Origin of the sequence: Peredibacter starrii, from assembly GCF_034259205.1 — a bacterium.
GTDB lineage: Bacteria > Bdellovibrionota > Bacteriovoracia > Bacteriovoracales > Bacteriovoracaceae > Peredibacter > Peredibacter starrii.
On sequence record NZ_CP139487.1, the window covers coordinates 4,048,425 to 4,067,881 of the forward strand.

Consider the following 19,457-nt stretch of genomic DNA (forward strand, 5'->3'; position numbering starts at 1 on the left):
AAAACAATTTAGCTATTCATTATCAAAAAATCCCCAGACTTTGCTGGGGATTTGAATCGAAAGTTTTTGTTATGAAATTTAGTTCTAGGATTTCAAACTAGAGATCTAGACTCTTAGAGACTCATTGAAAGCAGAACATCGAAGGTTGTTCTTGATTGTTACAGTTAACTCTAACGAATCCATTTTCATCAATGTATACACTGCCTTTAATCTTTTGCTTAGAACATGCGAAGCGATAACTATAACCGAGACTATTTTCTATTTCACTGTAAGAACAATCAGTTTTAAAATCAATCTCCGTCTCGCAAGCAAATGATAATGAAAGAATCGTTTTTTGCTTAACTGTCTTAATTGAACCGTCTGAATTATAATGAATTGTTTTATATTCAAAAAATGGTATCTTTGAGTTGAAATAACTTAGAATTTTAATATCTGAGTCGACGTCATCTTCACAGGTATAAGTTTTTGCATGAGTACTTATCGAGAATACAGTCAGTATCATTGCAAACAGGCTTATTTTCATTTTGTCTCCTCTCAAGGTTTATACAGATCATAAATTGTAAAGGTCGTATTTGTAAATTAAACTAATGCTTTCAACCCAAGTCCTTGAGGCGTTATCTTTGTCGTTATGTACATCCATTAGAAAAATTGCCGTAAAGGGACTTGAGACAAGACTTCTATCCTAACGTTATTACGCCTAACTATTGTTAAAACGAATATGACATACAACTGATATTCTTTGAATGTGGCAAAACAATAATCATGCATATGTTTGTCTCCAGCTTCGAATGCCACCCCATCTTTTACTCAGCATAAATTCAGTGATGATCTCAGCAATGAGTGAAACATACTAAGCCCAGTTTAACCCACTGGGCTTTTTTATTTCTACTCAATCAACAACATTTTTAACTAGATGATACAGAAGTATATTTTTGAAATTCTTCAATCAGAAAATTGTACACTAAGCGCACTCTTGAATTGGTTCTTAAATCTTCGTGCATGACTGCCCATACAGGCATTTGATATTGAAATTCCTTCTCTAAGATAGCAACGAGAGCTGAGCTTCTTTTTGCCAGTGGCTTTTGCATAACCCCTATACCCAGCCCCTTTCTTAAAAGCTCTATTTGTCCAACTTGATTATCAAGCCTGAAGTCACAATCCTCTCGATTGATATTAATTCCAAACTTTTCAAGAGCAGATAAAAATACTTGCTCTCTATCTGGTCCAATGATGACATGGTCCTTTAATTCATTAAGTTTCTTTGGCGTACCATAGGTCTTTAAGTAATCTTTGTGAGCGTAAAAGTGTACCGAAACATTCCCCACGAATTTTGCCAGAAGAGCTTCTTGAGCAGGTTTATTAAGTCTTATCGCAAGGTCAGCATCGCGTTTTAAAAGATTTTCATTTTTATTGGACAGGCTAAGCTCAATCTTGATTTTAGGATGGGCCCTATGAAACTTCTTAAGCATATCTGGTAGAACTTCGATGCCCATGACTTCACTGGTAGCAATGCGAACAGTTCCGCTCTCCTCATCTTTTTCACCTTCTAATCGACGGACAAAGGAATCAAATCTGGTCAGCATTGCCTCAACATCAGGATATAAATCTAATGCCTCTTCCGTCGGCTCCAGACCATCTCTCGACCTGGTAAAAAGAGAAAAACCAAATTGTTCTTCAAGAATCGCAATATGCCGTCCAATTGTAGGCTGAGTTGAATTTAGCGCTCTTGAGGCCGCAGAAAGAGAACCCTCTTTCACAACATAGGCAAATGACTTCAATAAATTCCAATCCATATCTCGCATATACAAAAATGTATATCACCTATACAAATTCAGTCAATTTATATTCTTCTTTGTATACACGATACTCTTCCTACAAAGGAGAACTTATGAAGCCCATCATTTTAAGTCTTATGGTTTTGTTAACTACGACCCTATTTGGAAGAGCCTATGGAGAAACTCCACGTAAAAACCAAATAGAAACTTCAGTCATCATCGATAGAAATATCACTCAAGTATGGGAAGTGTTTTCAGACATTGAAAATTACCTTGAATGGAGCACATTTATCGAATCAATAGAGGGAGTGCTAAGTGAGGGAGAAAAAATTACAGTTTTCATTCAACCGCCCAATGAGGATGGAATGGAATTTAGGCCAACAATTTTGAAATATGATGAAAAGTCTGAGTTGCGCTGGAAAGGTAAACTGTTTTTCACTGGGCTTTTCGACGGAGAACATTATTTTAAATTCGAGAGCATCAGTGAAGATCGTACTCGTCTCATTCATGGAGAAAAATTTACTGGAATCTTAGTTCCTTTGGTCCTGCCTCAAATCAAAGAGAACACTCTAAAAGGATTTAATGAATTTAATGCTGCTTTAAAGAATAAAGTCGAAAACAATTAAGACAGGACGCCCAGTTTAATCAACTGGGCTTTTTTATTTTACCACTCCGAACTACAAGCTCTTCTCCAGGATATCGAGTCCTGCCTTGGCCGTTTCAAAGTCGATATCTAATGCTGGAAACATAGTGATACCTTCAAAAACGATAAGACCATTCTTGAGAGCGCGTTTGGTTACTTTCTCTCCATAGTCAGATTTTCCAAAATCCAAATTCATCGCCATGCCCACAATGCTCATCTTCACTGGTTTCTTGAATTCCATTTGAGAAAGTCTCTGCCGAAAGTATTCATTCATGAATTGAATATTTTCCTGTAACTCTCCCCAATGCTTTTGAAAGAAACGCACATTAGCGATAGATGCGGCCACGCTCAAAGGATGCCAGCCATAGGTCGAATAAGGATAATTATCCTTCTTTAGCGACTCACCCACTTCCTCCTTCATGATCGTGGCACCAATCGGAGCAGCTCCACCCGAGAGGGCCTTGGCAATACACATGATGTCCGGATCGATATCAAAATATTCAGTCGCAAAAAGCTTACCAGTCCGACCAAAGCCTGTGGCAACTTCATCCATAATGATTAGTGTCCCGTACTTGCGACATAGATCTTGCATTCCCTGCATGAATGAGAACTCTGGAACCATCACCCCAAGATTCATGCTTATCGGTTCCATGATGAGAGCGGCGACCTTCTTGGTCTTCAGCATCTTTTCCAGTTCATTGAGCTTTTCTTCGTTTAAAGGAGGCTTCAATTTTTTCCAGTTAAAGTACGGTGAATCACTTACTAAACCTTCTGCCGCTATGGAGTTGCCGTGAAAAGCACCATCGAGTGCAATGAATTCTTCTCTACCGGTGTAAGACTTCGCAGCCTGAAGTGCAATCTCAACTGCTTCCGTTCCACCTGTAGCGCGGAAACACTTGGTGAGTTTCCCTGGAACTATCTTTGACAGAAGACCTGCGAGTTCAATCCATGGTTCATATTCCAAATTTGGACTGATATAGGTTGGCCCATTGAAGTTCTTGATTGCCTTTTCGAGCTCTGGATTCTTCCAGCCTAAATTTCCCACACACCAACCGGAGCCAAAATCGATGTATTTCTTCCCCTCAACGCTAATCAGAAAACTTCGTTCAGCGTCTTTTATCCTGAGAGGTTTCACTTCCTCGCTTTCTGCATAATATTTATTCTGTCCATTACTGACTTGCATATAGACTCCTTCTGCTTTTCACTATTTTTGTAGTGTTAAAAGGGTTGGGCAAGCCACGTAGAATTTAGACATATTCACTCTTGATTTGCTATAAGAAGGAAGAGGTTTTAAAAGCCGAGATAAATGGATCGTTTACTTATACTATGGTAAAATACTTTCATGCTTAAATTTATCATCTTTACTACACTTTTATCTTCACTGACCTTTGCTCAAATCCAAACGAAGCCCGGATCTCAGGATCACTATAAAAACTTCTCTGAATTGGCCGCTAAAAACGTGGAAGGCGAAGATTATGTGATTGAATTAAAAAATCGAAACTCCAAGATTCTCGTCATGGCCTTTCATGGTGGCTATATCGAATCTGGAAGCACCGAACTTGCCAGTGCCATTACATCTGAGAGTTTTAACTTTTACACCTTTAAAGGTCTTCGAGTGGGAGAAATGGATGAAAGTTCTTTCACTTCATCTACTCTGCATTTAACCAGTACTAATTTTGATGAGCCTCAATTAATGGAACTCACTTCAAAAGCAGACTTCTGTTTAGGTCTCCACGGCTTCGGGGGACAAGAAGCAGATTTTTGCGTTGGAGGCGGGAACGCTGATGAGAGAAAAGAATTAGTGAAGGCTCTCACTAAGGCATATCCCGATTATAAGAGCTGTGAACTTTGTTGTAATCCTTTCAACGGGACGGCGAAGAAGAATCCTGTGAACCGTTGTAAACTTCAAGGAATTCAGGTGGAAATGAGTCCGCGTGTTCGTAAATCAATTTTGAGAGATCAGACTTTCTTAAAATCTCTCTCGAATGTTTTCAAAGAGTATCTGGATACTCTTTAATTCGCTGAGATAGAGAGTTTTCAAGGTAAACTTCTGTTGCCGAAGATAATAGAAGTAAAACCAGTATTGAGATTGATCCAATCTGTGTAAATTCTGAATGGCCTTTAAGCATGAAGATGGAATGTATGGTGACTGTGAACAGTCCCATGATCGGGATTAAGTATCTCCAAAGAAAATTTGCTCTCGGAACTGAGGCGAGCTTGATAAGACTCATCAGTAGTACAAAAACAGCAACGAAGTTAAAAACTAGAAAAAAATCTATTCCTCCTGGTACTCCAAAAAGCTCCCATTCTTTCTGATAAGCAGCATCTACTTGGTGGGTGGCGAGGAGAGCAATTGTTGATACAGCAAAATATAATCTCATATTATTAAAGATAACCTTGAAGAAGGGGCCCGTGAAGGGCCCCAGTCGTTTAATGATCCACAATTTTTGCTAAACCAATTTTCTTCTCAAATTTCTTATATAAAACCGGAATGAAAATAAGTGTTAATAGAGTAGCTGTGATAACTCCACCTATCACCACTAGGGCGAGAGGTTTTTGCACTTCCGCCCCTAATCCAGTGGCAAAGGCCATCGGCAAGAATCCGAAAATATCCGTCATCGCCGTCATGAGCACTGGTCTTAAACGAAGCGACACCCCACTTTGAATAAGCTCCTCTCCCGTCATGCCCTGTGACTTCAACGTATTGAAATACGCCACGAGAATCATTCCATTGATCACCGCAATCCCTGCCAGGGCAATGAACCCTACTCCCGCCGAAATACTAAACGGCAGACCGCTGGCAATCAGCATGAGAATTCCTCCCACCCAGGCAAATGGAATACAGGCGAAAATCAGTAAAGAGATACTCCAGTTGAAGAAAGCGTAGTAGATTAACAGGAACACTACTAACAAAGTGATTGGTAGAATGACCGAAAGTCTTTCCTTGGCATTTTGGAGGTTCTTGAAGTTTCCTCCCCACTCCAAAGTCACGCCCTCCGGAAGTTTCACATTCTTCTCAACTCGTACTGCCGCCTCTTTTACAAAACTTTCCATATCACGATCTTTTACGTTAATTTGGATGGCAATTCGACGGGCAGAGTTCTCTCGCGTGATCACACTATGAGTATCAACTTCCTTAACATGGGCAATCTCAGATAATCTGATGCTTAATCCATCCCGAACAGGAATAGGTAGAGATCTAATCGCTTCGATATTTTCCCGATCTTCATGGGGAAGACGCATCACCAGGGCAAAACTTCGCATGTCTTCATAGATTCGACCGACCTGCTCTCCACCCAACGCCAGTTCAACTGTTTCAAGTAAGTTTCTTCGACCAAAACCTAACTGTTCGCGAATGTCTTCATCCGGCGTGATTTTTAGAAGTTTATTTTTGCCTTGTACATCAAGTTCCACTTCAAAGGCGCCATGAACTTGTTTCACTTCTTTCTGAATTTCTTCGGCCAAGGCGATGGCCTGGTCTAAATTGTTTCCGAAAACTTTAAGTGAAATATCAGAGCGAGTTCCCTCTAACAGCTCATTTGATCTCATCTCAATCGGTTGACCCATCATAAAGACAGCACCACCATCGTCTGCTTTAAGCTTTGTCAGAATCTCATCTCGAATTTTTTGTCGAGTCATACCAGGGCGCCAATCACTCTCCGGTTTGAATTCCACAATCCAGTCAGAAGAGTTCATGCCATTGGGATCGTCCGGAACTTCCGCTGTACCACTTCGTGAGAAGGCTCGATCCACTTCAGGAATTTGGAGCATGATTTTTTCCAGGCGAATCTGCTCCGAAAGCACGTGTGATGGAGCCACGTCGGCCTTTCGAACAACACGGATTGCGGCACTTCCTTCATCCATGCGAGGAATAAACTCACCCCCGATGTTCGAGAAGAGATACATTGAGATGCCTAAAAGGCTTACTGCCAGAACAGTCAGTAATCCAAATTTTCCAAGTGACCAGTTCAGAGCTGGGTAGTAGATCTTTTCAAACCAACGAAGGACAAAGGGCTTCTTCTCTTCTGTTGTCGATTTCAAAAGTAACGACGCCAGGGCCGGAACCGATGTAAAAGACAGTATGAAAACCGCGGCCAATGCGTAAACGAAAGTCTTTGCCATTGGAGAGAACATCTTCCCTTCGACACCAGTTAGCATCAAGAGAGGAATGAAAACCAGAATGATAATGAATCGACCAAGCATCGCCGCCGACATAATTTCATTAGTCGCAGTAATAACGGTATCGTGGATTTCTTCACGATCAAGGGAACTCCCCTTGGCCTTGGTTCTTACTTGGATTTGTCTAATACAGTTATCGATAACAATTACGACACCATCGATAATGACCCCGAAATCCAGGGCACCTAAACTCATTAAGTTCCCAGAGAGATTAGAAAGCTTCATCACAATGAAAGTGATTAGAAGCGAAATAGGAATCATGATGGAAGTGATAATGGCCGCGCGAAGATTTCCGATTAAGAAAATCAAAACGAGGACAACCAAGGCACAACCAAACAGAAGATTTTTATTAACAGTCGTGAGTGTTTTGTTCACTAATTCAGAACGATCGTAAAGAACCTTAATCTCATGGTCTTTAAGAACATTTTTATTGAGATGTTCGATGGCATCTCGAATCTTTACAGCAACCTCTCGTGAGTTCTCTCCTGCCATCATAAGCGGACTACCAATGACTGCCTCTGCACCATTGTAAGTTGCCGAACCATTCACCAGGGGCTTATCTAGCTTAACCTTGGCAATGTCCTTTACAAAAATCGGCATGAGGTTTTTAGACATTCGAATTGGCACGTTCTCGATTTCTTTAATGCTCTTTAGAAGTCCAGATCCTTGAATAAGAACCTGGGAGTCACCCTTTTCAACATAGTTTCCTCCCACGTTGAAGTTATTGAGCTTAAGTGCGCGACTAACGTCCGCAAATGAAATGCCATTTTCATTCATTTTCTTAAGATCCGGGAGTACATAGTACTGAGTCGGGTAGCCTCCGGTGGTATTAACTTCCGCCACACCCTTTACGCGTCTAAGCTCCGGACGAATCACCCAGTCTTGAACATCTCTTAGCTCCATCATTTCTTTGGTACTAAGCTCTTCCAGCTTTTTATTTTTTGGAAGAATTGTGTAGTGAAAAATATCACCTAGACCAGTCACAATTGGACCCATAAAGATTTCATAATCCGGAAGTTCATCCTTAATCAGGATGAGTCGTTCCGAAATTAACTGACGGGCCTCAAGAATATCGGTTCCCTCAGCGAAAATAACCGTGATGTGCGAGAGACCAGAACGAGAAACTGATCGCATATCGATCACTCCCCTAATTCCGTTCAAACTCGTCTCAACCGGGAAAGTGACTTGTCTTTCAACTTCTTCCGGAACTAAACCTGTAGCGAGAGTTATCACTTGCACCTGAGTGTTTGTGATATCGGGAATGGCGTCGATCGATAATTTCTTAAAACACCAGAAACCATAGATAGAAATAATGGCGGTCATGAAGATCACGACCATGCTGTTTTTTACACTAAAGCGAATAATTGATTTGATCATAATTTTAATACCTTCTGTAAGAATCCATCAGTGGTCTGATTGTTCAGACGGTAAAGTTCAAGGAGATGGGACGCCAGAGCGTTCTCAATCTGATGGACTTCAAAAGTAAGGTTTAAAAGTTCCCGCTTATAGCTTAGGAAACTTGAGGCCGTAATTAATCCACGAAGGAAGAGTCTCTTATACTCATTGGTAAGTTTTTTATATTCTTCCAGTTCAGTCTTCCCATTGATCTTTTCACGAAGTCTCAGGTAACTATCGACTCTGAACTCAAATTCTTTTTGTCGTTGAACTTTTCGATACTCCTCATAACGACGGGCCCGCTTCATGTTAAATTCAGCCGCTGTTCTTAGACCTTGGTTACGATCGAAAAAAGGCATTGGAATGATGAGACCAACTCCAAAAATGTTATATTCCTGATTTCCCAATTTATTGAGCTGCCAGACGGGTCCAACTTTCAAATCCGGGACTTTCTTTGATTCTTCTCGCTCAAATTCGAATTCCGATTTCTTCAAGGCCAACTGATCCAGCTTAAATGATAGGGCCTGGTCGGGTTTGAATTGGAAGTCATTCAAATCGGGCCATTCGTTTTTGCCGTTTTCAGAAAGCTTAACTGTTACGTCACAACTCTCCCCAGTCATCTTCTGGAAAAGTCGCAAAATGAGATCCGTTTCGTTTTGTAAGCTTGCCTTTCGCATGTCCAGATCACGACTTGAGAGCTCTAAAGAACCAACTTCAACTCTTTGTTCGGGAGTTAAAAAGCCAACTTTTTTGTATCGCTGAATAAAGTTTTCAACCACATCTGACAGGTTTTCAACAGCTCCAATCTCGCTCTTAATTTGCTTAAAACGAAGAGTGGCGAGAAAAATTTCCTGCTTGAGCTGTAGGCGCAAAGCCTCCAGTTCGACCTGGCCGATTTCCCTGTCCATTTCCGCTACACGTGTCTTTTTCGCACGTTTATTGTTTAGCTGAAGATTGAACCATATTCTTGATTCACTCGTTATGTTTTGACGGCCAAGTTGATTTCCTGAAGTTGTGAAGTGTTCAAACTCGGGATTATAGATTTTATTTGCCTCGACGATCTGGCCTTCAAGGGCCTTGTTCTGAAGGTCTTTCAATTCTAAATGGATATTTCTCTTCATTGCCTCATCAAAAAGATGATGAGGAGTATAAATATGGGAACAGACCTCAGCCTGAACTGAATAGATCGTCCCCAATGCTAAAAGCAAAGGTAACAATTTCATGACAACTCACTAAATGTAGTAATTAAAGAATGTAATTAGGACCAGAGTGAGGACTAACTGTTGGTAGAGATTTCTCGGGCGAGTTTGGCCCCGGAAATAAAGAAATTATGAGTTGAATGTGAGGCTGGTAGATGTAAAGGATCAGGTTCTACCAGATGTTTTTTTGGTAAAGATATCGCGACAACGGTTAGTACAAGTTTTTCTGAAACCGGAATTTTTGTTAACTTATAGATTACCGGGCGGGCAATTTCAGTTTCAGTTTCAATGTCAGAATGAGTGAATCCATCGAGAAAATCAACAGGACCCAGAACTTCGATAGTGAAGAAAGATATTAAGAAAAAAATTAAATTTAGACGAAAATACTTCGCAGTCATACTAGAAAAAATATCTCACTTACATGTTCTTTATCAGCATTACGCATAAAATACAAGATATGAGAGTCACACCGCTTTAATTTTTCTCACACTTTGTGTTCTTAGTCTGACATGAAGAAATGATGGTTTTATCTCGGCATCTTGCTAAGGCCTCATTTCTTGCTTCGTCTTTGCTGTTTCCCGTGGCAAAGACCCTTTTACCGTTTGATGCTACAATACTGCAGGTAAAAGTCCCTGGCGGCCCTTTATATTTATCATTCGGGTGAATCACCTTCACACCAGCACAACCTGTAAGTAACAACACAAAAAGAAGGTTTATTTTTTTCATAGAGAAGATTTTAGGCCAATTTTAAAATGATGGAAGAACTTTAGACCCTAGGCATTTTCCTACCAATGGGGTTATGACAGACAGACTAGAATGCAGCTGGAACCTGCAAAAGATTCCTTTTCCAAATCACCAGCCATTTTTTAGGATGCATCCTTTGGAGGCATCCTATGAACAAGTACTTTTTCGCCCTTCTGCTTTTAGTGACTACAGCTGTTTTTGCTCAACCAAGAACCGCAACTGGCATCGCATTGGATGCTTCTTGGAAAGTTAAACTGAACGATTTCGCACTTAAAAATGTGGCTCACCAATCTTGGGGATATCCACATGCTGAAAGAAACTTTCAAAATACACGTAAATTAGCAAGGCTTGAAGGCATCGAAGTAGATGAAGATGTACTATTCGCAGCTGCACTTCTACATGATTTAGGGGGGCTCACTGGATTTGAAAAAGAAGGCGTTGATCACGCCGTAAGATCGGCAGAACTTGCTGGTCCCCTCCTTCAATCACTCGGTTTTCCAGAAAACAAAATTGATGATGTAAAAGAAATTATTCTTGGCCACGTATACTACGGGCCAAAACCTCACGGAGCTGTTGTTCAGCTATTCAGAGACGCTGATATCCTAGATTTTATGGGGACAATGGGCGTGGCCAGACTTCTGGCCGCAAACGTTGAGCTTGGAAAGAAACCAGCGATTGAAAATTCAACTCTTACGATGAAGCAAATGATGACCAAGCTTCCAGAGGAACTTATGTCACCAAGTGCCCAGAAAGAAGGAAAGATCAGAATGACAGAAATGCAAAATTTCCTTCAGATGTTAGAAAAGTATTCATTTGGTGGGAAAGCTCTTTAGAGCTTTCCCCTGTTTTTAATTTTAGTCACCAGCCTCGTCCACGCCAGACTATCTTGGGGCGAAGTCCAATCATGGCCAACTCTAGAAAGGTCAGGATCATCTGGAAGAATCCCCAAAGCAGAGATGTAATTTGCATCGCAAATAAAGCACTCTTTACGATAAGGAATTAAATAAGAATCAGGCGTGAGATGTTTTAACGCTTCTTCCTTATTTGCAAACCAAGTCTTCCATTGAGCACTCCACTTCGGTGGATTCAACACATCGGCCGCTTCGTACTCATCCTTCATCTCTTTCCAAGATGGGTAACCTGCGGTTTTAGCGATGATGGCATAAGCATCCTTCAAGGCAATTTCTTTGCCCTGCTTCTTCTTCGCTTTCTGTAAAAGCTTCGCCTTAATTTTTAGGGAATCAATACTGGAACCTGACATAACATTTTTCTCCTTTGGTCTTGTTACCGTTCCGTCATTGGTAACCAAAAGATTAAATGTAATAAGAGGGAAACACGAAGTGAGATTCTCTTTTGACGGACAGGCCTCTTCGCAGACCTCCTCAAAATATAGCAGGTAATGGCTTACGAATCAACCATCGTTATGGATATACTCTAAAGCATGAAATTTGTTAGCTATCTGGAAATCCTCGCGGGTGCCGCCATCGTTTACTTTATTCAAAACAAAGTCACCCACATGTTGGGTTACCTTCTGATTTTTATCGGTCTCTCCTACGTCATTTGGAATGAAGAGATTAGTTTTGATTTAGATGAAAAGAACAGTCTCATTCATTGGAATAAGAAAAAATTTTTAAGACAGAGTAATAAGACAATTCCCTACTCTGATATCAAACGTATTTTTGTTCAACGTGTTGGTAAGGCCAGTAGCTTTACGGAATTCTTTTGTGTTTCTATGGAACTTCAATCAGGTGAAGTCATCTCTTCGCCAGAACGCTTCTCAACTGAGGCCGAAGCTTACGCCAATGCTAACCAATTAAAGAATCTTTTGTTACCCCATTCAGGAATTTAGTATTTACTTATTCTAGGTAAGTGAACACTAACCTGGAGCAGTAATGTTTAAGAAAATACTTAAAGTATTATGTCTCGTCTTTGGTCTCATCCTCTTAGGATCAGGTGCCATCTACCTTGCTGCTCATAATAATTTTAAGAAAACTGCAGAGAAGAAATTTCCAGAACCAGATCTGGCCCTTCAAGTTGAATTGAATCCTCATTGGAAAAATGAAGGAAAACGTCTTACTCAAATGAAGGGATGTCTTGATTGTCATGGCCCTCAACTTGAAGGACGAACTTTCATCGAAGATCCTGCCATAGGTGTTTTTTCAGGATCTAATCTTACTCCGCATGCCACTGGCGTCAGTGAAACTTATTCTACCAAAGACTGGGTTCGGGCCATCCGTTTCGGGTTGAACCGTGGAAACCGATTGTTAAAGTTTATGCCATCTCAGGAATTTTCATCTCTAAGCGATGAAGATCTAGGTAAGATCATTGTCTATCTTCAAAGCCTTCCACCAGTTGCGAAAAACTCTCGACCTATTACAGTTGGGCCGATGGCAAAAGTTCTCGACTATTTTGGAAAGATGCCTCTCCTCTTCTCTGGAAAGTACGTGCCAAACGAGCGAATCAAAGTAAAAAGCCTTACAGCAGAAGATACTATCGAGTATGGAAAATATGTTTCATCCAGTTGCGTTGGTTGCCATAATCCTCAGTTTACCGGTGGACCAATTGATGGGGTTCCGCCAAGCTGGCCTCACGCTTCCAACATAACTTCTAAAGGTAAACTTCAAGCTTACGACTTCGATGATTTCAAAAAAGTCCTGACCACTGGAGTGACAAAAGATGGCAGAAAAATCAATCCGCAGTTCATGCCTTGGACTGCAACGGCCGCCATGTCTGAGACGGAATTGAAGGCGCTTTACCGATACTTAAAGAGTATTTAAAAGAGCTAAAAGGCGTGAGTCTAAATCACTTACGCCATCTAAACGGATGCCAAACTTTTCTGTGAGGACATTTCGAATTTCATCCACTGACTTAAATAACACCTTCTCACTCTTTCCACCTTTCCAATGAATGGTGAACTGATTATTGCTCAAAGCCAGCCTACCTTCTTCGAAAGGTTTGGCGGCAATGAGCATATTTCTAAAATGGGAAGTAGGATTCGTGTAAAGATAGTAGTTGGCCACTTCGTAATCAATTAAATGCTGTATAGTAAGATCAAAACGATAAATTGTTTTCCACTCTCCACCGACATTCGCTTGAAGAATTAAATCTTCTTGGAGGTTTTTGATTCTAAAATCCTCATGAGTAGTTTTTTGTACGATATCAGTTTTAAATTTTATCGGAGTCGTTAGAGTCATCCCACCAAACCCCACGTCTGCGAGATAGGTCTCATTTTCTAGATCAACCAGGAACAACATATGTGAACGACGAGTAATAAGGTCTTCTGCTTGATTCCAAAGAACTCGAGCTCCAAGCCACTTAAACTTGAACCCTATTTCTCTTAATGCAGACGAGAAAAGAATGTTCTGCTCAAAGCAGTAGCCACCCCGCATTCCCTGGACCATTTTCCTTTCAAGCGTTTCAAGATCCAGTGGAACTTCTTTATAAGTAAAAGGATTGAGATTTTCGAAAGGGATAGAGGTCGTATGCAAACGATGAAGTTCATTCAAAGTATTAAAGTCAACCTTGGGCGTTTTTGTGTAACCAATTCGTTCAAAGTAGGCTTTTAAGTCCATGAGCTCTCCACTAGAATGACTCTTATGAAATACAAAATTTTAGGTGTCTACACCGGTAAAATATCCAAGCTCCCAAATGATTTCGTAACTGCGATCACGAAGGAACCTCGAGATGTCATAAAAGTATCTAAGGACTGGATAGAAGGCAATGAGATTAACAATTTGGTCCATCATGGCGGAGACATGCGTGTCATTCATCATTACTCCATGGCCAACTATAATTATCTGAAAGAACAGTTTCCTGATATTGCTGACCGCTTTCTTCCTGGTACGTATGGTGAAAATATTGTCACTGAAGAACTTACTGAAAGAGATTTAAACATCGGTGATATCTATCAACTCGGTACGGCCAAAGTTCAACTGACGGTTTCTCGTAGACCTTGTGTTACGATTAATCACGCCTATCAGGACGGCCGCGTTCAGAAAGAGATTGTCGTATCAGGTAGATCTGGCTGGTATTATCGTGTTTTAGAAGAAGGTGAAATTCGACCTGGTGACTATCTTGAGTTCCTGGAGAGGCCCTACCCCGATTTGCCTCTCTATAAATTGCACATTCAGGGTTATGGTGAAGAACGGTTTGCGGATAAAGAATATCTTAGACGTTGCTTGGAAACTGGTTTGATGGATAAAGGATGGAAGCCAAAGATAGAAGCGGCCTTGAACTAGTCTTTCTCTTCCAGTAACTCTATCAACATGTCACTCACAGTAACACCCGTAAATGCGCTACTCGCTTGGATCGTGACTATTGCACCTGTACCAGTGGCGATAGTATCAATACCCGCACGTCGGCCTAGTAAGCGTGCCTCGGCCTTAGAAGTTTTCTGACCTGCATGTAATACTTCATCTGCCGTTCCTGCAGCTCTTCTCGCTTTTGTCACGATGATATGAGGACGACCATTTACCATAATCCGCTTGGCCTCTTCGATGATGATATCTCCAAAAGGTCCCTTATACTGTCCGGCCGCTCGTTTCATGGCACTATAAAGACCGGTGACTTCATGTGGTTTAAACAGGGCGGCCGCCTCAGGTGTGAAGATGAATGTTCCTTCTTTATCACCATGGACACCGGTTTTGAGTTTATCCAAAGCGGTTTCTGCGGGCTTGGAGGCACCGTAAACACTTCCCTCGGTACTTCCCCAAATTCTCTTCGAATCTAGAATTTTATCCACATTATCCTGTCTTGTTACAAGAAGAAGCGGAGGATTTCGTGGTTGGATCAATTTAGAAAGTTTCAGCAGGTCTTCAGGTGACACGTGTTCTTGCTTATAAAGCTTTTCAAGGGCCTTTGTAGCAAACTCTTTATCTGCAACAGAGATACCTTTTACCATTAATTTCTCAAGAGGATTTTTGGCCTTGATCTTTTCCAAGAGTAGAAGTTCTTCCTCTTTAGAAAGACTTTTACCCGAACGAATTTTACCAACCAGAGACTTAAACTTCTCAGGAGCCATTTTTGGAAGGTGCCTAGCGAGTCTTAAACTGTTGGCTGCAACAGGTGTTAATAAGGCGGCCGAAATAAGCGCCTGATTAATACAGCGAGAGTTATTACTGTTTCTGACGAAAATCTTTTCAACACTATCACAGCTCATTTTACCGGGAGCTGCTCCTAGTCCTTTAAAGTTCTTCACTTCCGCCTGACAGCGTTCAAACTCTTCCGCCGTATGGTAACCACCATAACCAATGTTCGCCGCTAGCCCCGCTTTCCCTACAAGATTTTCTGCTCGCGCCACTTTCGAGGCAATACTAGCGGTTCTTGCTAAAGTGCCGGCAAGCTTCACACCATTTACCACTGCATATGGAGTCAGAGTAAGTGCGAGATTTACCGCAACATCATCTAAGACTACATCAGCTGTATTACGATTATCTTTGATATTTTCCACGCACTGGTGAAAAGTTGCAGCGTAATTAAGTTCATTGGCCTTCGGAAACACAACATCTGGGTGTTGGTATCTTGTTTTCCCCATGATCTCCTCAAAATCATCACACTCGGTGCGTGCACCGACTAAACACCCATGAGCACGGTTAAATTGCTTGAGTTGTTTATTGATTTCTTTCTGAGAGAGCTTCAACTGTTCAGTCACTGCAGTCTGAAGTTCATTTGCCGAAGGTGTCGAACGTAAGTTGGTCACGAGATGTTTAAATTTCTCACCTTTCAACAATGGATTCAAATCTTTGATCCGCTCCATGTCTTCACGCATGAGTTTGATTTTCTCGCGGTCACGGGTCTTCAGAATCTCCTGATTCAAAGCTCGAAGAGAACCCAGGGCTTGGTCGACTTCATCAACTTTAACATTTAAATAGTGCTGTTTATTGCCGCTAGGACGACATTGAGAAAGTGACAAGCATTGCTTTTGGACCGCCATCATTCTCAACGAATAACAATCGAAGGCGTCTTGCTGGAGAACCAGTCCGATCTGCGCTCTCGACTCCAGGAGGTTTGCCATCGCATTATGAAGAGCAAGACTCTTATAATTAAAATCATACTGCATGTAGGATTGCGCGAGACTTCTATCAGACTTTGAATACTCGTCATCAATGAGATCATCCAAGTTTTCCGAGCATCTTTGAGTGTAGTCATACAATTGAGGAGTTTTTGGATAATGAGTTTCTAGTTGTTGATTGAGTTTCGTTTGATCTTGTTTAATGGAATAAGTAGAGGCCGAGTTACAAGCGGTTCTGGGATTCTTCATCGAACCATCAGAAACAATCGCATTGATTGTACCAACTGTTCCTTTGCGATACATGTCCTTTAAACTCTCTTTCAAAACTTCCGGACACTCTTGTTGAAGTTTTTCAGAACACTCATTAGCATTCGGCCCAACTGAATTAAAATTTTTGAGAGATTTTAAAATAACAGCATCCGAGCCAAAGGCAGCGGAAGAAATGAAACAAGCCACGATGAGTAAGTAAAATTTGTTAACCATTGCCTATTACTTGTCGTCGTAACTCAGGCATGACTTTAATTTTAGTTACTTAGAGTTTTGCAAAAGCATAATTTCAAGTGATTACACTTCTCGTCTAACGCCTGGCCCATCGAAGCTTGGAGCACCTTTATGATATCCATAAACTCCCGGAGGTACTCATGAAGATGTTCACTCTGTCGCTATTTGCTTTCACACTTTCCCTACAGTCTTCCCTCGCTTGCACGCGCGCGGTTTATTTCGGAGCCAATAAAGACATCATCACCGCAAGAACCATGGATTGGAAGGCCGACATCCAAACAAACTTGTGGATATTTCCACAAGGCATGAAACGAAATGGCGTTGCTGGACCAAACTCCGTTGAATGGACTTCAAAATATGGGAGCGTGATCGCCTCTGGTTATGAGGTAGGTACCACCGATGGCATGAATGAAAAAGGATTGGTAGCTAACATTCTATGGTTGGTGGAATCGGAATATCCAAAATTTGAAAAATCCAGACCTGCCATGGCCGTTTCTATTTGGGGGCAATATGTGCTGGATAACTTCTCGACAGTCAAAGAAGCAGTTAAAGCTTTAAAGAGCGAGCCATTTATCGTTGTGACAGATAATGTTCCCGGAGAGAACAGACTTGCAACTGTTCATTTATCGCTTTCCGATGCCAGTGGTGACAGTGCCATCTTTGAATATGTCAAAGGCAAACTGGTCATTCATCACGACCGAAAATATCAAGTCATGACTAATTCACCTATCTTTGAAAAGCAACTTGCACTCGAGGAATATTGGAAGGAAATCGGGGGAACCACTATGCTCCCTGGAACCAATCGCTCGGCCGATCGATTCGCACGTGCCTCGTTCTACATTAATTCCATTCCAAAATCGAAAGATCCGGTTGTGGCACTCGCGAGTGTCTTTAGTGTAATTCGAAATGTATCGGTTCCCTATGGAATTACCACGCCTGATCAACCCAATATCTCCTCCACCCGCTGGAGATCAGTCGCAGATCATTCACGTCTGATGTATTTTTTTGAATCGGCGCTTACGCCAAATACATTTTGGGTCAATTTGAAAGAAGTGGATTTTTCCAGCAAAACAGGAAAAGTCATGAAGCTTGACCTGGGTAAAGATCAAAGGAATGTCTACTCAGGAAACGCGGTTAAAGACTTTAAAATCTCTGAGCCTTTTAAGTTTTTAGGGCTCTAGATGATTTAGAGGAATTTTGACCTTAAAAAGTGTGCCCCACTCCTTAGAGCTTTCAGCATTTATCGTTCCACCATGCGCCTCAATGATCTGACGAGTAATATAAAGGCCAAGTCCAAGTCCCCCAACAGTGTCTTCAGCATGAAGTCTTTCAAAACGTTCGAACACTCTTTCAAGATCTTTTGGAGGAATCCCCAGGCCTCGATCATGGAATGTGAAATGAGCACATCCGTTTTCTTCATAAATCTCGATACGAACAGGTTTCCTCTCACCATACTTAAGCGCATTCGTAAGAAGATTCGTAAACACTTGCTCGATACGCAGACGATCAAAATTTCCCCAAATTGGATCCTTCACTGTTAGGGTCACATCTGTCTCGGAATTCCTGATTTCTAATCTATAGCGATCAAGTAGTTCGGAAGCCATTTCTTTCAAATCGAATTTTTCAATATTGAGATTCAACTTCCCCATATTGATGCGCGAAACGTCTAAGAGATTATCGATTAAGCTTGATAGACGAGAAATAGAGGTATCACAGCCGCTGATAATTTTCTCTAAACTCTTTTCGCTCATGGAGTGAAGAGTTTTATGGTGAATGCTCTTTAACAGGCGTTGTACCTGCAGTTTCAATGGAGTCAGCGGAGTTCTTAATTCATGGGAGGCGATGCTTAAAAATTCATCTCTCACCTGAATGGCCTCTTGAAGCTTAATGTTCGTACTCATTAATTGATTTGTACGTTCATCAATTCGCTTCTCGAGATTTGCATAAGACATTCTGAGGAGATCATCAGTGCGCTTTCTTTCCGTCATATCGCGGGTCACTTGTGAAAAGGCAATAATGCTTCCATCGTTGTCTCTAATAGCAGTGATGATAACACTGGCCCAAAATCTTGTTCCGTCTTTACGAACTTGCCAGCCATCATCTTCAAAACGACCAGTTTCAATCGCTTCGTTTAATCCGTATTCACATTTTCCCATCTGTATATCGGTCTCGGGATAGAACACAGAGAAATGCTTCCCAATGATTTCTTTGGTCTCATATCCTTTAATTCGACGTGCACCTTCATTCCAGGTAGCAATCGTGCCATCACAATTTAGAGTGATCATGGCATAGTCTTTTACGGACTCAAACATCTTGCGAGCACGCTCTTCACTTAGCTTTAATTTTTCTTCCGCATTTTTTCTTTCAGTTAAGTCGCGTGTAACTTTGGCAAATCCTACTAAGGCACCGGTCTTATCTCTTAAAGCGGTAATTACAATGTTCGACCAGAATCTCGTTCCGTCTTTTCTTACGCGCCAACCTTCTTCTTCATACTTTCCGATTTTTTCGGCGATCTCTAATTCAAATTGTGGATGACGACGGATCTTGTCTTCACTCGTATAGAAGATAGAGAAGTGTTTCCCGATAATCTCATCGGCCTGATAGCCCTTGATTCTTTCAGCACCGATGTTCCAGCTTTCAATAAAGCCTTTTTTATCGATGAGAAATATTCCGTAATCTCTTACTGATTCTACTAGCAGACGAAACTTTTCTTCTTCCGCAGTCGCCACTAAAGGAGAGATAGGAGTATGAACTGATTCACTTGATTCAAAAGGCGAGGTGTTCAGAATTTTGTTGCTCATTAGTGTCATTTGACACATTAAAAAGTGACGGTCAATGTTACTAAAACTGACATTGCGAGAATTAGAATCTTCTTAATTTTTTCCTTAATTTAACCTTTATTTCCCTCTGAAAACTTGCATAACACATTTCTAAAAAAAATCTAAATCTAAAGAAAAACTAAAGGCAGACGCAAAGACTCATGGACTTTCAATTTCCTATTTCCATATAAT

The 19,457-nt window shown here is 41.1% G+C and carries 18 protein-coding genes; 7 read left to right on the top strand and 11 right to left on the bottom strand.

Features of this window, described 5'->3' with window-relative positions; all coding sequences use genetic code 11:
- Nucleotides 1-121 precede the first annotated feature (121 nt).
- Together SOO65_RS20245 and SOO65_RS20250 are read right to left on the bottom strand one after the other, a co-directional pair.
- The gene (locus SOO65_RS20245) at nt 122-523 is read right to left on the bottom strand and encodes a hypothetical protein (RefSeq protein ID WP_321394953.1); all 402 of its coding nucleotides are present in this window, start codon (nt 521-523) and stop codon (nt 122-124) included.
- A gap of 382 nt (nt 524-905) precedes the next feature.
- Nucleotides 906-1,793 carry a LysR family transcriptional regulator gene (locus SOO65_RS20250; RefSeq protein ID WP_321394954.1) on the bottom strand — a complete coding sequence of 296 codons (888 nt, stop codon included), beginning with the start codon at nt 1,791-1,793 and terminating at the stop codon, nt 906-908.
- A 95-nt stretch (nt 1,794-1,888) separates the two neighbouring features.
- On the opposite strand from SOO65_RS20250, the gene SOO65_RS20255 reads away from it, so the two are divergent.
- On the top strand, nt 1,889-2,401 hold the full coding sequence (locus SOO65_RS20255) for an SRPBCC domain-containing protein (RefSeq protein ID WP_321394956.1): 513 nt from the start codon (nt 1,889-1,891) through the stop codon (nt 2,399-2,401).
- A gap of 51 nt (nt 2,402-2,452) precedes the next feature.
- Here the strand turns inward: SOO65_RS20255 and SOO65_RS20260 are convergent, their stop codons facing one another.
- Entirely contained in the window at nt 2,453-3,601 is a 1,149-nt protein-coding gene (locus tag SOO65_RS20260) for a class-III pyridoxal-phosphate-dependent aminotransferase (protein ID WP_321394959.1), read from the bottom strand.
- Between the two features lie 159 nt (nt 3,602-3,760).
- Here SOO65_RS20260 and SOO65_RS20265 point away from each other — a divergent pair, with 159 nt between their 5' ends.
- Nucleotides 3,761-4,435 carry a poly-gamma-glutamate hydrolase family protein gene (locus SOO65_RS20265; RefSeq protein ID WP_321394962.1) on the top strand — a complete coding sequence of 225 codons (675 nt, stop codon included), beginning with the start codon at nt 3,761-3,763 and terminating at the stop codon, nt 4,433-4,435.
- Here the strand turns inward: SOO65_RS20265 and SOO65_RS20270 are convergent.
- From SOO65_RS20270 to SOO65_RS20285, 4 genes are all read right to left on the bottom strand, one after another.
- Entirely contained in the window at nt 4,410-4,799 is a 390-nt protein-coding gene (locus SOO65_RS20270; RefSeq protein WP_321394966.1) for a DUF6713 family protein, read from the bottom strand. The two genes, SOO65_RS20265 and SOO65_RS20270, sit on opposite strands and share 26 nt — an antisense overlap.
- Before the next feature lie 49 nt (nt 4,800-4,848).
- Complete coding sequence (locus SOO65_RS20275) at nt 4,849-7,974, bottom strand: efflux RND transporter permease subunit (protein ID WP_321394971.1); 3,126 nt, start codon at nt 7,972-7,974, stop codon at nt 4,849-4,851.
- Entirely contained in the window at nt 7,971-9,215 is a 1,245-nt protein-coding gene (locus tag SOO65_RS20280; RefSeq protein WP_321394974.1) for a TolC family protein, read from the bottom strand. Before SOO65_RS20280 ends, SOO65_RS20275 begins: the two co-directional genes overlap by 4 nt.
- A 450-nt stretch (nt 9,216-9,665) precedes the next feature.
- Entirely contained in the window at nt 9,666-9,917 is a 252-nt protein-coding gene (locus tag SOO65_RS20285) for a hypothetical protein (protein WP_321394977.1), read from the bottom strand.
- 167 nt (nt 9,918-10,084) lie between these two features.
- Between SOO65_RS20285 and SOO65_RS20290 the strand changes: the two genes are divergently transcribed.
- Nucleotides 10,085-10,768, top strand: a complete 684-nt coding sequence (locus SOO65_RS20290; protein ID WP_321394979.1) for an HD domain-containing protein — start codon at nt 10,085-10,087, stop codon at nt 10,766-10,768.
- On the opposite strand, the gene SOO65_RS20295 is transcribed toward SOO65_RS20290, so the two are convergent.
- Complete coding sequence (locus tag SOO65_RS20295; protein ID WP_321394983.1) at nt 10,765-11,196, bottom strand: hypothetical protein; 432 nt, start codon at nt 11,194-11,196, stop codon at nt 10,765-10,767. The genes SOO65_RS20290 and SOO65_RS20295 overlap by 4 nt on opposite strands.
- A 180-nt stretch (nt 11,197-11,376) precedes the next feature.
- Here SOO65_RS20295 and SOO65_RS20300 point away from each other — a divergent pair, with 180 nt between their 5' ends.
- Both SOO65_RS20300 and SOO65_RS20305 read left to right on the top strand, forming a co-directional pair.
- A complete protein-coding gene (locus SOO65_RS20300) occupies nt 11,377-11,784 on the top strand; it encodes a hypothetical protein (protein WP_321394987.1) in 408 nt (135 codons plus the stop codon).
- A 43-nt stretch (nt 11,785-11,827) separates the two neighbouring features.
- Complete coding sequence (locus SOO65_RS20305) at nt 11,828-12,712, top strand: c-type cytochrome (RefSeq protein WP_321394990.1); 885 nt, start codon at nt 11,828-11,830, stop codon at nt 12,710-12,712.
- Here SOO65_RS20305 and SOO65_RS20310 read toward each other — a convergent pair.
- Nucleotides 12,698-13,507, bottom strand: a complete 810-nt coding sequence (locus SOO65_RS20310) for an arylamine N-acetyltransferase family protein (protein ID WP_321394997.1) — start codon at nt 13,505-13,507, stop codon at nt 12,698-12,700. The genes SOO65_RS20305 and SOO65_RS20310 overlap by 15 nt on opposite strands.
- A gap of 24 nt (nt 13,508-13,531) precedes the next feature.
- Here SOO65_RS20310 and SOO65_RS20315 point away from each other — a divergent pair, with 24 nt between their 5' ends.
- Nucleotides 13,532-14,173 (top strand): MOSC domain-containing protein, encoded by a 642-nt coding sequence (locus SOO65_RS20315; protein WP_321395000.1) that lies wholly within the window; start codon nt 13,532-13,534, stop codon nt 14,171-14,173.
- On the opposite strand, the gene SOO65_RS20320 is transcribed toward SOO65_RS20315, so the two are convergent.
- Nucleotides 14,170-16,428: a hypothetical protein gene (locus SOO65_RS20320; protein ID WP_321395002.1), complete on the bottom strand. Its 2,259-nt coding sequence runs from the start codon at nt 16,426-16,428 to the stop codon at nt 14,170-14,172. The two genes, SOO65_RS20315 and SOO65_RS20320, sit on opposite strands and share 4 nt — an antisense overlap.
- A 158-nt stretch (nt 16,429-16,586) precedes the next feature.
- Here SOO65_RS20320 and SOO65_RS20325 point away from each other — a divergent pair, with 158 nt between their 5' ends.
- A complete protein-coding gene (locus tag SOO65_RS20325; RefSeq protein WP_321395005.1) occupies nt 16,587-17,627 on the top strand; it encodes a linear amide C-N hydrolase in 1,041 nt (346 codons plus the stop codon).
- Here SOO65_RS20325 and SOO65_RS20330 read toward each other — a convergent pair.
- Nucleotides 17,616-19,247: a sensor histidine kinase gene (locus tag SOO65_RS20330; protein WP_321395006.1), complete on the bottom strand. Its 1,632-nt coding sequence runs from the start codon at nt 19,245-19,247 to the stop codon at nt 17,616-17,618. The genes SOO65_RS20325 and SOO65_RS20330 overlap by 12 nt on opposite strands.
- Nucleotides 19,248-19,457 lie beyond the last annotated feature (210 nt).